General features: G+C 63.7%; 12 protein-coding genes. 4 read left to right on the top strand and 8 right to left on the bottom strand.

The window, feature by feature from the left end:
• Positions 1-89: 89 nt before the first annotated feature.
• The gene (locus EWH21_RS15800) at positions 90-524 is read left to right on the top strand and encodes a heme-binding protein (RefSeq protein WP_037050531.1); all 435 of its coding nucleotides are present in this window, start codon (positions 90-92) and stop codon (positions 522-524) included.
• A 315-nt stretch (positions 525-839) separates the two neighbouring features.
• Here the strand turns inward: EWH21_RS15800 and EWH21_RS15795 are convergent, their stop codons facing one another.
• The gene (locus EWH21_RS15795) at positions 840-1,484 is read right to left on the bottom strand and encodes a TetR/AcrR family transcriptional regulator (protein ID WP_277698799.1); all 645 of its coding nucleotides are present in this window, start codon (positions 1,482-1,484) and stop codon (positions 840-842) included.
• A 212-nt stretch (positions 1,485-1,696) separates the two neighbouring features.
• Between EWH21_RS15795 and moaA the strand changes: the two genes are divergently transcribed.
• Both moaA and EWH21_RS15785 read left to right on the top strand, forming a co-directional pair.
• Positions 1,697-2,692 (top strand): GTP 3',8-cyclase MoaA, encoded by a 996-nt coding sequence (gene moaA / locus EWH21_RS15790; protein ID WP_277698798.1) that lies wholly within the window; start codon positions 1,697-1,699, stop codon positions 2,690-2,692.
• A gap of 44 nt (positions 2,693-2,736) precedes the next feature.
• Positions 2,737-3,576: a transporter substrate-binding domain-containing protein gene (locus EWH21_RS15785; protein ID WP_277698797.1), complete on the top strand. Its 840-nt coding sequence runs from the start codon at positions 2,737-2,739 to the stop codon at positions 3,574-3,576.
• Between the two features lie 4 nt (positions 3,577-3,580).
• Here the strand turns inward: EWH21_RS15785 and EWH21_RS15780 are convergent, their stop codons facing one another.
• The 7 genes from EWH21_RS15780 to puuE form a co-directional block, all read right to left on the bottom strand.
• The gene (locus EWH21_RS15780; RefSeq protein ID WP_152489076.1) at positions 3,581-5,047 is read right to left on the bottom strand and encodes an NCS1 family nucleobase:cation symporter-1; all 1,467 of its coding nucleotides are present in this window, start codon (positions 5,045-5,047) and stop codon (positions 3,581-3,583) included.
• A gap of 499 nt (positions 5,048-5,546) precedes the next feature.
• Complete coding sequence (locus EWH21_RS15775) at positions 5,547-6,407, bottom strand: outer membrane protein OmpK (protein ID WP_152489075.1); 861 nt, start codon at positions 6,405-6,407, stop codon at positions 5,547-5,549.
• A 77-nt stretch (positions 6,408-6,484) separates the two neighbouring features.
• Positions 6,485-7,984 (bottom strand): nucleobase:cation symporter-2 family protein, encoded by a 1,500-nt coding sequence (locus EWH21_RS15770; protein ID WP_230622769.1) that lies wholly within the window; start codon positions 7,982-7,984, stop codon positions 6,485-6,487.
• Between the two features lie 249 nt (positions 7,985-8,233).
• Entirely contained in the window at positions 8,234-9,529 is a 1,296-nt protein-coding gene (locus tag EWH21_RS15765; RefSeq protein WP_277698796.1) for a urate hydroxylase PuuD, read from the bottom strand.
• Positions 9,530-9,576: 47 nt separating this feature from the next.
• A complete protein-coding gene (locus EWH21_RS15760) occupies positions 9,577-10,080 on the bottom strand; it encodes an ureidoglycolate lyase (RefSeq protein ID WP_037050551.1) in 504 nt (167 codons plus the stop codon).
• A gap of 41 nt (positions 10,081-10,121) precedes the next feature.
• A complete protein-coding gene (gene uraD, locus EWH21_RS15755; RefSeq protein WP_277698795.1) occupies positions 10,122-10,637 on the bottom strand; it encodes a 2-oxo-4-hydroxy-4-carboxy-5-ureidoimidazoline decarboxylase in 516 nt (171 codons plus the stop codon).
• A gap of 11 nt (positions 10,638-10,648) precedes the next feature.
• Positions 10,649-11,575: an allantoinase PuuE gene (puuE, locus tag EWH21_RS15750; RefSeq protein ID WP_277698794.1), complete on the bottom strand. Its 927-nt coding sequence runs from the start codon at positions 11,573-11,575 to the stop codon at positions 10,649-10,651.
• A 401-nt stretch (positions 11,576-11,976) separates the two neighbouring features.
• Here puuE and uraH point away from each other — a divergent pair, with 401 nt between their 5' ends.
• Positions 11,977-12,330: a hydroxyisourate hydrolase gene (gene uraH / locus EWH21_RS15745; RefSeq protein WP_003460854.1), complete on the top strand. Its 354-nt coding sequence runs from the start codon at positions 11,977-11,979 to the stop codon at positions 12,328-12,330.
• Positions 12,331-12,778: the final 448 nt, after the last annotated feature.

Raw genomic sequence — 12,778 nt, 5'->3', positions numbered from 1 at the left:
AACGCCGCGATGGCAACGCAGGTCGTTTATAGAGGTGCCCTTCACCGGCCAGTGCGGCGAATGCCCATTCGCTTTTCTGGAGAACCTGCATGACCACGATCACTCTTTCCACAGCGGTGAACATCACCCGCAATGCCCTGGCCGTCGGGCGTGACCTCAGCGCTGCGCCGCTGACGGTGGCGGTGCTGGATGCCGGCGGCCACCTGATCAGCCTGCAGCGCGAGGACGGCGCCAGCCTGCTGCGCCCGCAGATCGCCATCGGCAAGGCCTGGGGTGCGCTGGCGCTCGGCAAGGGTTCGCGGGCGATCGCCAACGACGCGCAGCAGCGTCCGGCCTTCATCGGCGCGGTGAATACCCTGGCCGAGGGCAGCCTGGTGCCGGCGCCGGGCGGCGTGCTGATTCGTGACGAGCATGGCGCGGTGATTGGCGCCGTCGGCATTACCGGCGACACCTCGGACATCGACGAGCAATGCGCGCTCGGCGCGCTGGAGTCGCTTGGCCTGAAGGCGGATCCCGGGGTCTAGGGACCAGGCAGCCGCCCCGGATTTCCTGCGGGTGGCGACCAGGGCGGTGGATCGGCACGGCGCGATCCACCCCTGACGCGGAACAGAACCCTACGTAGGGTGGATGTCGCTTTCCACATCCACCAGAACGCTGGAGCGGTAACTCGCGATTCTGCGAGGCCTGGATGCGTAAGGCGCCCCGCGAAGTGCCATGTACGGGGGGCTGCGTAGGGTGGATGTCGCTTTTCACATCCACCAGAACGATTGACAGGTAACCCGCGATCTTCCCGACGCCGGGTCGGGTGCACGCAGCGCGACGAATGACCCTGCGCCGATCTAGGCGCTGGTCACCAGCTCGGAGGCGCTCGATGGCAGCGGGTCGACGTCGCAGCCCTTGAGCACCAGGCGGATGATGGTCTGTGCGGCGGCTTCGTAGTCGGCATCGTCCAGGCTGGCCTTGCCGGTGACGATGGAGATCTGCCAGTCGAAGTCGGCATAGGTCTGGGTCGCGGCCCAGATGCTGAACAGCAGGTGGTGCGGATCGATCGGGGCCATCAGCCCCTGGTCCACCCAGCGCTGGATGCAGGCGATGTTGTGCTTGGCCTGAACGTTGAGCTGTTCGGTCTGCTCCGGCGACAGGTGCGGTGCGCCATGCATGATCTCGCTGGCGAATACCTTGGAGGCGTGTGGCAGTTCGCGGGAGATGCGGATCTTCGAGCGGATGTAGGCCGTCAGCACTTCACTCGGGTGGCCCGGCTGGTTGAAGGGGGCCGAGGCGGCCAGCAGGGGGTCGACGATACTTTCCAGGACCTCGCGGTAGAGGTTTTCCTTGGATTTGAAGTAGTAGTAGACGTTGGGCTTGGGCAGGCCGGCCTTGGCCGCAATGTCACTGGTCTTGGTGGCGGCGAAGCCCTTGTCGGCGAACTCCTCGCTGGCTGCGCGCAGGATGAGCTCTTTGTTACGCTCGCGAATGCTGGTCATAGGCCCTGTGTTTTCCTTTTCCGCCGGGCGGCGGTCGGGCATGGTAGCACCGGCTCCGCGCGGGGCTCAAGGCAACGGCTGCGGGCTGCCTGGCGCTTATCTGACCCTTGGGTCAAATTGTTGTATACAAGAAAACGCTTTTCTGTTTTTATCCCGCGCAGCAATATCCATGACAAGAAAGTCTCGGCGCGTGACGCTGCAGGAGACCCACCGTGCACACCCATCAACTGGTCGATCCGTTCGGTCGTCGCATCACCTACCTGCGTCTGTCGGTGACCGATCGCTGCGACTTTCGCTGCACCTACTGCATGAGCGAAGACATGCAGTTCGCGCCGCGCCAGCAGATCCTCAGCCTGGAAGAGGCCTATGCCGTGGCCGACGCCTTCATCGCGCTGGGCGTGCGGCGCATCCGCATCACGGGCGGCGAGCCGCTGGTGCGCAAGAGCGTCCTGAGCCTGCTGCAGCGCCTGGGCGCGCGGGACGAACTCGAGGACCTGGCGATCACCACCAACGGTTCGCAGCTTGGCGAGCTGGCGGCGCCGTTGCGTGCAGCGGGTGTGCGTCGCCTGAACATCAGCCTGGACTCCCTGCAACGCGAGCGCTTTGCCGCCTTCACCCGGCGCGACAAGCTGGAGCAGGTGCTGGCGGGCATCGAGGCGGCGCGTGCTGCCGGGTTCGAGCGGATCAAGCTCAACAGCGTGGTGCAGAGCGGGCGCAACGACGACGAGGTGCTCGATCTGGTCGAGTTCGCCATCGCCCGTGGTCTGGATATCAGTTTCATCGAGGAAATGCCGCTGGGTAGCGTGGTCAGCCACAGCCGCGAGCAGACCTTCTGCTCCAGTGACGAGGTGCGCCGGCGCATCGAGCAGCGTCATGCGCTGGTGCGCAGCAACAAGGTCACCGGCGGGCCGTCGCGCTACTGGCAGGTGGTCGGTACGCAGACCCAGGTCGGTTTCATTTCCCCGCACAGCCACAACTTCTGCGGTGATTGCAATCGCGTGCGGGTCACTGCCGAAGGCAAGCTGGTGCTGTGCCTCGGGCATGACGATGCACTGGACCTCAAGCGCCTGTTGCGCGCGCATCCGGGTGACGGCGAGCGCCTGCGCCAGGCGCTGGTCGAGGCGCTGCGCCTGAAGCCCGAGCGGCACCACTTCGCCAGCGACGAGCAGGTGCAGGTGGTGCGCTTCATGAGCATGACCGGCGGCTGAGACGGCCTGATCGGAATCCCACAACAAAAACAAGGAGGCTCGCAATGAAGCCCGTACGACCCTGTCTGCTGTTTGCCGTTCTGCTGTCACCCGCTGTCTGGGCGCAGACCTATGTGGTGGGGGTGGAGGACCTGCCGTTCGCTCCGCATTACAGCCTCGATGCGGGAGGCAAGTACCAGGGGTTCGCCCGTGAGGTGCTGGACGCCTTCGCCGCTGACAGCGGCATCGACCTGACCTACAGGGCGCTGCCGGTCGAGCAGTTGCTGCCGGCCCTGCAGCGCGGCGAGATCGACTTCAAGTACCCGGACAGCCCGCTCTGGGCCGGCGCGCAGAAGACCGGCATGACGCTGCACTACAGCGCGGCGGTGGTCGATTACGTCGATGGCGTGCTGGTGGCGCCGCAACGCCAGGGGCAGGCGCTGGACAGTATTCATCGCCTGGCCATGGTGCAGGGCTGGACACCGCGAGGCTACGAGCAGCGCATCGACGAAGGGCAGATTCAGCTGAGCTACAGCGATGACCTGCGGCAGATGATCCGCCAGGCGCTGAAGCAGGACACCGATGGCGCCTATTTCAACGTGGTGGTGGCGACCCACTACCTCGACAACATCCGGGCGCGCCCTGGTGCCTTGGTGTTCGACCCCAAGCTGCCGCATACCCGTGGCAGCTTCCACCTGTCGAGCGTGCGTCAGCCGCAGCTGATCGCCCGTTTCGACCGCTTCCTCGGCGAACGCTCGGCCCAGGTGGCGGCGCTCAAGGCGAAGTACCGGGTCGAGGCCAACCTGGACAGCGAGTACATGGGGCTCGAGCAGTGGAAGGTCGACTTTCTCGAACGCCAGAAAGCCAAAGCCGGCGCACAGGCGCCGGCTTCGTCCCCGCGTTGATGGTTCAGGCGCTGGCGTTGGCGCGTTTCAGCGCCTGCGCCTGGCCGTGCATCAGGCCATAGTGCAGCACCGCGCCGAGCAGGGCGCCGAGCAGCCAGGCGTAACCCGACAGCTGGCTCAGACCGGGAACCCAGACCGAGGCCACCGAGAACAGCGAAGCAACGACGAACGCGACCAGTGCCTTGCGGTTCCAGCCGCCGTCGAAGTAGTAGGCCGAGCCGACCTCGGCGCTGAACAGCTGCTGCAGGTCGAGCTTGCGCCGGCGTACCAGGTAGTAGTCGGCGACGATGATGCCGTACAGCGGCGCCAGTACCGCGCCCAGGGTATCGACGAAGGCGGCGATGCCGACGTTGCTGATGAAGGCCACCCACAGGGCACCGATGAAGAAGGCGATGGCCGCGGTGATGAAGCCGCCGGTGCGGGCACTGATGTGCGCGGGGGCGAGGTTGGCCAGGTCGTAGGCCGGCGGGATGAAGTTGGCCACCAGGTTGATGCCCACGGTGGCGGCGAAGAAGGTCAGCGCGGCGATGATGGTCAGGGTCAGGTTGTCGACCCGGGCGACGATGTCGGTCGGATTGGTCAGCGTCTCGCCGAACACCACCACGGTACCGGCGGTAATCACCAGGGCGATCAGCGAGAAGAACGCCAGGCTCACCGGCAGGCCGAGGAAGTTGCCGATGGTCATCTGCCTTTCGCTTTTGACGAAGCGGGCGAAGTCACCGTAGTTGATCACCACGGCGGCGAAGTAGGCGACCATGGTGCCGACAACGGCGAAGAAGGCGGCCACCGGCCCGGCGGCATAGTCGCCGCTGCCACGGAAGATGTTGCCCAGCTCGCCCAGCAGGCTCGGCCCGGCCTTGTACCAGATCATGATCATCAGGGCGATCATCACCACATAGACCAGCGGGCCGGCCCAGTTGAGGAAGCGGGTGATCCAGCTCATGCCGCAGATGAACAGGCCGACCTGGAACAGGCAGACGATCACGTAGGACAGCCAGCCGATGGCGGTCAGGCCGAGGTACAGGGCGGGTTCCTGCGGTTGCAGCAGCGAGTTGAGCAGCAACGCCACGGCGGTGGAGGCGAAGTAGGTCTGCACGCCGTACCAGAAGATGGCGACGATGCCGCGTACCAGTGCAGGGAAGTTGGCGCCGCGCACACCCATGCTGGCGCGGGCGAACACCGGGAAGGGGATGCCGTACTTGACGCTGGGCTTGCCGGTCAGCTGGACCAGGCCCATGACGATGAAGCCGGCCAGCACGATGCCGGCCAGCACCGCCCAGCCATTGAGCCCGTAGGAGATGAACAGTGTCGCGGCGAGGGTGTAGCCGAACAGGCTCTGGATGTCGTTGGACCACACGTTGAATATCTCGAACCAGCCCCAGGTGCGCTTCTCCGGCGCCAGTGGAGCGAGGTCCTCGTTATGCAGCGTGGGGTCGATCTGCTTGATGCGAAAGTCGTCAGTGTCGGACATGAACCGCTCCCAGTATTGTTCTTGCGCACGGTGGCGTATGAGGAGGTTTGCCTGCAGGTTTCATTCCGCTTTTGTATGCGCTTCGTGACTGGGTTTGTGTATACAGCCACTTCGACAGTGTTTCGGATGGAACCTGAGTGTCTTGTACACATAAAAAACCTTGATGAACATGGTTTTCTTGAAGATTGAACACAAAAATCATAAATATTGTGATCAAAAACTTGACCATATGATCAGTTTCATGCAGGGAAAGAGGCATGCCTCAAGGTGGCAGCAGGGTTGCGGATCAGCACCGATACGGTGCCGGGGTGACATGCGCGGGTCGCAATGGTGCGCTGCGGATCGGCGCGCGGCTGCGCGCTGCAGCCGAGGCAGGTGTGTCCGGGGCCCCAGGGGGCTCGCCCGAAACGAAGAAAAGGGGAAAGGGCGCGAACGCCGATCCCCCCTTTACCCGGCCGTTGTCCCTACCCGACATCGGCCAAGTGCGTTGCGGCAGTGGTCAGAAGTGGTACTTGACCAGTGCCTGTACGGCGGTCTGGTCGAAGCGGTCCCCCGATCCGTCTACCGGTTTCACGCCGTACTTGGCGCGCCACATGTTCACTTCGGTTCCAACGTAGAGCTGGCGCTCCTTGCCGAACAGCGCCTTGCCCGCATCCCACTTGATCTGGATCGAGGAGCCTACCGAGGTCTGGGTGCCGGCATCGCGGGACGGTGAGCGCCAGTCGACGAAGCCATCCACCAGGAAGTCCTGTTCGCCCAGGCTGAACGGATAGGCCGCGCTGACCGTCAGCTGGGTCGCATAACCGTTGCTGTTGCGGTCGGCGAAGAAGGTGTGGTTGTTGATCTTCACCTGGTACAGGTTGGTCTTGAAGAAGTTGAAACCCGGTACGTCCCAGTCCAGGCCGATGCCGTACAGGTAGTTCTCCGGCCCCGGGCCGCCTTCGCCTTTCTCGTAGGTGAAGGCGGCATAGACGTCCTTGATCGGGCCGACGGCCAGCTCTTGCCCGGTCAGCCAGCTCAGGCTCACGCGCGGGGAGAACTCCATGTAGTAGAAGGAGTTGCGCTCGTGCTGGCGGAAGCTGCCGTTGTCGAAGCTGCCGCGCGTCTGCACGTTGTCGGTACGGATGTAGTCGAGGAAGTAGAAGATGTCGCCCCAGGCCCAACCACTGGCATGCTCGAAGGTGAAGGTGGTCTGGGTGCGCTGCTCTTCGCCGTTGAAGTTCATGCGCTGGAAGTTCTCGCCGTACAGGTAGGACAGGCTGTTGTCCTGCCAGTGCAGCAGGTCGCCGGCAAGCGCCTGCTGACCGGAGAACAGTCCGGCAGAGAGGGCGAAGCAGTGAGGCAGATGCTTGAGTTTCATGGGTTTTCCTTGTTCTTTTGACGTGCAGACGGGTACCCCCGGCAGCGCGCTGCCGGGAGTGGACGGGTGGGGCGTGATCAGCTGGTGCGCGCGTCCGGGGTCAGGTCGCGGCCGAGGCTCTTGAGGCTGCTGTCGTCGACGCTATCGTCCTGGCGGTTCTGCAGCACGGTGTGCAGGTGCGCCTCCGGGTCGTAGTCGTCTTCTTCCACTTCCTGCTGTTCGTCGGGCAGGAAGATGTTCAGCGCAATGGCACTGAAGGCTCCGATGGTGATCGGCGAGCCGAAGATGTTCTTCAGCACGTCCGGCATGTGCGACAGCACCTCCGGTACGCCGGCGACTCCCAGGCCGAGGCCCAGGGAGATGGCCACGATCAGCACGTTGCGACGGTGCAGACCGGCTTCGCTGAGAATCTTGATGCCGGCGACCGCCACGGTGCCGAACATGATCAGGGTGGCGCCGCCGAGCACCGGCTTGGGCATCAGTTGCAGCACCGCACCGACCGCCGGGAACAAGCCCAGCAGGATGAGGATGGCGGCGATGTAGAAGGCCACGTGGCGGCTGGCGACGCCGGTGAGCTGGATCACTCCGTTGTTCTGGCTGAACGTGGTCATCGGCAGGCTGTTGAACATGGCGGCGACTGCCGAGTTGCAGCCGTCGGCCAGCACCCCGGACTTGATCCGGCGCATGTACAGCGGACCCTTGACCGGCTGCTTGGAGATGATCGAGTTGGCCGTCAGGTCGCCAGCGGTTTCCAGCGGGGTGATCAGGAAGATCACGGCGATGGGCACGAAGGCGATCCAGTCGAAGCTGAAGCCGTACTTGAACGGTTGCGGCACACTGAGCAGCGGCACCTCGGCCATGTTGGCGAAATCCACCCGGCCGTTGAACCAGGCCACGGCGAAGCCGAGGGTCAGGCCGATGATCACGGCCGACAGGCGCAGCACCTGTGATGGCGCACGGTTGAGCAGGACGATGGTGCCCAGCACCAGACCGCCGAGCGCCAGGTGGTGCAGGGCGCCGAGATCGGCAGCGCCGTAGCCGCCGGCGAGGTCGGTCATGCCCACCTTGATCAGCGACAGGCCCATCAGGCAGATGATGGTGCCGGTCACCACCGGGGTGATCACCTTGCGCAGCTTGTTGATGAACTGGCTGAAGGTGATTTCGACGAAGGCCGCGCAGAAGCAGATGCCGAACAGCGTGGCGAGAATTTCCTCCTCGCTGGCGCCGCGGCCCTTGACGATGAAGCCGGCGCTGAGGATCACGCTGAGGAAGCCGAAGCTGGTGCCCTGCAGGCACAGCAGGCCGGAACCGATCGGGCCGATGCGCTTGGCCTGGACGAAGGTGCCGAGACCCGAGACGAACAGGGCCATGCTCACCAGGTAGGGCACGTGGGCGCCGAGGCCCAGGGCACTGCCGACGATCAGGGTGGGGGTGATGATGCCGACGAAGCTGGCCAGCACATGCTGCAGCGCCGCGAACAGGGCGGGGGCGAAAGCCGGGGTGTCATCCAACTGGTAGATCAGGTCGCTGTTGCCGGTAGGCGCAGCTGGGGTGGGGGCGTTGCTGTTTGTGGTCATGTCATAGCCTGCCATTTGTTTTTATACGGTCATGGGCTTACACGAGGCTTCACGGCACCTCTTTCCTGTTTGCTAGAAAGTTGTCTAGGTGGTCAGGATGTGGCGACTATAGCAACATGTGGACATGGTTAAAAACAATTTATTTATGGATTGTGCACAAAAAAAGAACCGCCGGTCAGCTTGCGCTGCCGGCGGTTCCGGGGCGTAAAAAGATGCCGCGCCCAGTCACGGGCACGGCACGTGTGGCAATCAGTTGGTCGGCGCGCCCTTGGCGATCCAGTTGCCGATCAGGTCGCGCTCGTCCTGGGTCATCTGGGTGATGTTGCCCAGCGGCATGATCTGCGAGGCAACGCTCTGGGCGTGGATCTTCGCGGCCTGAGCCTGCATCTGCTCGGGCGTGTCGAGCATCAGGCCGGCTGGCGCCGCGCTGAACATCGGGCTGCTCGGGGTGGCCGAATGGCAGACGGTGCAGCGTTCATGGATCACGCTCTCGACCTTGCCGAAGTCGGCAGCCGTCGCCGCTCCACCTGTTGCCGGGGCCGGATTTTCCTGGGTATCTGGCTGGCTGCTGGCAACTTCTTCCACCTTGCTCAGGGTCTCGCTGGCTGCCGGCTGTTCCACGGCTGCCACCGGGGCAGCGGCGGGAGCGCGGTTCGCCGGGGAGGTGACGTAGGCCAGGCAGATCATGCCCAGGGCCGCGGCCGGCAGGGTCCAGACATACTTGCTGCTGTCGTGGCGGGTGTTGAAGTAGTGGCGTACCAGCACGGCCAGGATCGCGATGCCCGCCAGGATCAGCCAGTTGTACTGGCTGCCGTAGGTGCTCGGGAAGTGGTTGCTGATCATGATGAACAGCACCGGCAGGGTGAAGTAGTTGTTGTGGCGCGAGCGCAGCAGGCCCTTGGCCGGCAGCAGCGGGTCGGGGGTGGTGTTGGTCTCGATGGCCTTAACCAGCGCGCGCTGGGCCGGCATGATGGTGAAGAACACGTTGCCGACCATGATGGTGCCGATGATGGCGCCGACATGGATGTACGCGGCACGACCGCTGAAGATCTGGCTGAAGCCATAGGCCGCGGCGATGATCAGCACGAACAGCACGGCGCCGAGCAGGGCCGGGCGCTTGCCCAGCGGCGAGTCGCAGAGCACGTGATAGATCAGGTAGCTGGCGGCCATGGAGCCGAGGCCGATGGCGATGGCGGCGGCTGGCGCCAGATCGACACCCGGCTTGACCAGGTACAGGCTCGGGTTGAGGTAGTAGACCACCAGCAGCAGGGTGACGCCTGACAGCCAGGTGAAGTAGGCCTCCCATTTGAACCAGTGCAGGTTCTCCGGCATTTTCGGGGGGGCCAGCTTGTATTTTTCCAGGTGGTAGATCCCGCCGCCGTGAATCGCCCAGAGGTCGCCCGAGAGGCCCTCGCGTGGGTTGCTACGGTTGAGGTTGTTCTCCAGCCAGACGAAATAGAAGGATGCGCCGATCCAGGCGATGCCGGTGATCATATGGATCCAGCGGACGCCCAGGTTTAGCCATTCGGTGAAATGTGCTTCCACGATCTGTACCTCTTTCCCGGGGGAGACACGCCAGCCCCGGGCTTCTCTTATTGGTGGGGGTTGAGGAGAAGAAGCTCGTCCTCATTGAAGAAATGCTCATCGCAGTTGTTGCCGGAACCACTGCGATCAACCACCAGGAAGTCATCCCGCTTTTCGATCGTCAGCACCGGGTGGTGCCAGACGCCGCGATGGTAATTGACGCCCTGCCTGCCATTGCTGAGGAAGGCACGGACGGACCCTGATACAGGTACATCGCCAACTGGCGCGACCACGATCAGAAAGGGGTTGCCGAGCAGCGGCACGAAGGCCTGGCTGCCCAGCGGATGGCGTTCCAGCATGCGGATGGTCAGCGGCATCTGCAGCGCCTCGGCGCTGAAGATGCTGATGATGGCCTGGTCCTCCGGCTGCGCCGTCTCCACGCTGGCCAGCTTGTGATAGCGGCGGGTGGAGCCGTTGTTGATCATGAAGAAATCGCTGCCTTCGGTTTCGATCACGTCACCGAAAGGGGCGAAGGCTTCTTTGCTCAGGGGCTCGATGGTCAGGCTACGCATGGCTGTTCTACTTGTTCTGTTCGGTTGAAGGGGGCAGCGCCTTACAGCTGCTGCAGGCGGAATAGGGCGATCTTGTTGATCTCGGCCAGGGCGGTGCTGAACTCCTGCTCCGGGCTGTTGTGAATGCGCTCTTCGAAGGCTGCCAGGATCTGGTGGCGGTTGCTGCCCTTGACGGCCTTGATGAAGGGGAAGCCGAACTTGGCCTTGTAGGCGTCGTTGAGCTCGGTGAAGCGGGCAAACTCCTCGGCGGTGCATTCGTGGATGCCGGCACCGGACTGCTCGGCGGTGCTGGAGGCTGTCAGTTCGCCGCGCACGGCAGCCTTGCCGGCCAGGTCCGGGTGCGCGTTGATCAAGGCCAGCTGGGCATCCGTGCTGGCGGACAGGAGGATGTCGGCCATGCGCTGCTGCAGCCCGTCGATGTCGTCGACGCTGTCGTCCAGGCCGAGGTCATACGCCTTCTCGGCCACCCAGGGCGAGTGCTCGTAGATGTCGGCGAAGGCCGCGACGAACGCGTCACGGCTCAGCTGGGAAGGGGTCAGGGTCTGGAAACGGCTCATGGGCGGCTCTCTCATTCGGTCGCGCGGAAGGGGTGGGTGGCGTGCCAGTGCCTGGCGATGTCGACACGGCGGGCACACCAGACCTTGTCATGGCGCTTCACGTATTCGATGAAGCGGGCCAGCGACGCCAGGCGGGCCGGCCGGCCGAGCAGGCGGCAATGCATGCCGATCGACAGCATCTTCGGCGTGCCGGCTTCGCCCTCGGCGTAGAGCACGTCGAAGGCGTCCTTGAGGTATTCGAAGAAGTCGTCGCCCTTGTTGAAGCCCTGCACCTGGGTGAAGCGCATGTCGTTGGTGTCCAGGGTGTAGGGAATCACCAGGTGCGGCTTCTCCACGGTACTGGCCGGGTCCCAGTAGGGCAGGTCGTCGTCATAGGTGTCGGAGTCGTAGAGGAAGCCACCCTCTTCACGCACGATGCGCCGGGTGTTCGGGCCCAGGCGGCCGGTGTACCAGCCCAGCGGGCGTTCGCCGGTCAGCGCGGTGAGAATGCGGATGGCTTCGAGCATGTGCTCGCGCTCGCCGGCTTCGTCCATGTTCTGGTAGTCGATCCAGCGATAGCCATGGCTGCAGATCTCATGGCCGGCGGCGACCATCTGCTTGATCACTTCAGGGTGACGCTGGGCGGCCATGGCCACGGCGAAGACGGTCAGCGGAATGTCGTGCTTGCGGAACAGCTCGAGCAGGCGCCAGACCCCGGCGCGGCTGCCGTACTCGTAGAGCGACTCCATGCACAGGTTGCGCTGGCCCTGCAGCGGCTGGGCGGCGACCATCTCGGAGAGGAAGGCCTCGGACTCCTTGTCCCCATGAAGAATGTTGCGCTCGCCACCCTCTTCGTAGTTGAGCACGAAGGACAGGGCGATACGGGCGTCGCCCGGCCAGTGCGGGTGGGGCGGGTTGGCGCCGTAGCCGATCAAATCGCGTGGGTAATCAGCGTTCACTGCAGTCTTCCTGTATGGAGCGTTGCGGTCACTGCGTGCCTGGCTTCAGGGTTACGCGACCGGGATGGCTAATTGTATACAAAGTAGATTGCCGTTTGTAAATCGACTTTTCATTATTTTATCGGCCGTGCGGCATAACCGGAAATTTGCCCGGGTGGTCAGCTCCGAGCCGCTTACGCAGCGCCAAGCGTGCATCGCAACGGGCTTCGCCATGAACCTGTTTGGTGCATGGCAGAAAGTGGTGGGGTAATTATTGTGTACAATTTGTCTGTGAAAGTGTTGTATATTCTGCCTGCATGCTATCCTGCCGATGCGTCGGAGCATTGCGACGAACCGATTTCAACAGAGCAGAGGAGGTGTGGTGTCCGTCTGGCGCTGGGCGCAACGGGCATCCGAGACCCATGGGACGTTTGACTACGCATGTACTGGACGCCGCGCACGGTTGCCCAGGGAGTGACATCAAGGTCGAGCTGTACCGCGTCGAAGGCGCGCAGCTGGAGCTGATCAACAGCGTTACCACCAATCACGATGGCCGCTGCGATGCGCCGGTGCTGCAGGGCGATGACTACCGCACGGGCGTCTATCAACTGCACTTCCATGCCGGTGACTACTACCGCGCACGTGGCGTGAAGCTGCCGGACACGGCCTTCCTCGACGTGGTCGTGCTGCGCTTCGGCATCGATGCCGGCCAGGAGCACTACCACGTGCCACTGCTGATTTCCCCCTACAGCTACTCCACCTATCGCGGTAGCTGAGTGAGCGGCAGGCCACTGCCTGCCGGACGAATGCTTGTCACCCTCAGACTCGTTTGAGTCCTTACGCCCGCTCACACTGCGGGCTTTTTTTTGCCCGCATTTCGGGGGAGGGGCTGTAGCTGGATGATCCATCATCACGGCCCATCGATGGCGCATCTGTTTCGATTGGTGTGGGGGCGCACGCTGTCGAGCCGGTCTTCGGCGCATGCTCCGGATGAAAACCGGGTATGGGCTGGCGACGTGCCTGCGTTGCTGAGACAAACGAAAAAACCGGCACAAGGCCGTAGCGCTGTTCACATAAGAAGTGGCCGGACGCGATGAGTCCCTCGCCCCGTTGGGGAGAGGGTTAGGGCGGGCCGCGTTTGGAGAGGGGGAAACTGGCAGTTTTGCGGCATTTCGGCCCTCTCCCCCAGCCCCTCTCCCCTGGAAGGGCGGGGGGAGGCAAGCG

Source organism: Pseudomonas sp. REST10 (assembly GCF_029542605.1).
Taxonomy (GTDB): Bacteria; Pseudomonadota; Gammaproteobacteria; order Pseudomonadales; family Pseudomonadaceae; genus Aquipseudomonas; species Aquipseudomonas khazarica.
This window is presented reverse-complemented; position numbering and strand designations above follow the sequence as displayed.

Coding starts and splice junctions, on each gene's coding strand:
- EWH21_RS15800 (WP_037050531.1), top strand. CDS start 90: ATGACCACGATCACTCTTTCCACAGCGGTGAACATCACCCGCAATGCC.
- EWH21_RS15795 (WP_277698799.1), bottom strand. CDS start 1,484: ATGACCAGCATTCGCGAGCGTAACAAAGAGCTCATCCTGCGCGCAGCC.
- EWH21_RS15785 (WP_277698797.1), top strand. CDS start 2,737: ATGAAGCCCGTACGACCCTGTCTGCTGTTTGCCGTTCTGCTGTCACCC.
- EWH21_RS15780 (WP_152489076.1), bottom strand. CDS start 5,047: ATGTCCGACACTGACGACTTTCGCATCAAGCAGATCGACCCCACGCTG.
- EWH21_RS15775 (WP_152489075.1), bottom strand. CDS start 6,407: ATGAAACTCAAGCATCTGCCTCACTGCTTCGCCCTCTCTGCCGGACTG.
- EWH21_RS15770 (WP_230622769.1), bottom strand. CDS start 7,984: ATGACCACAAACAGCAACGCCCCCACCCCAGCTGCGCCTACCGGCAAC.
- EWH21_RS15760 (WP_037050551.1), bottom strand. CDS start 10,080: ATGCGTAGCCTGACCATCGAGCCCCTGAGCAAAGAAGCCTTCGCCCCT.
- uraD (WP_277698795.1), bottom strand. CDS start 10,637: ATGAGCCGTTTCCAGACCCTGACCCCTTCCCAGCTGAGCCGTGACGCG.
- uraH (WP_003460854.1), top strand. CDS start 11,977: ATGGGACGTTTGACTACGCATGTACTGGACGCCGCGCACGGTTGCCCA.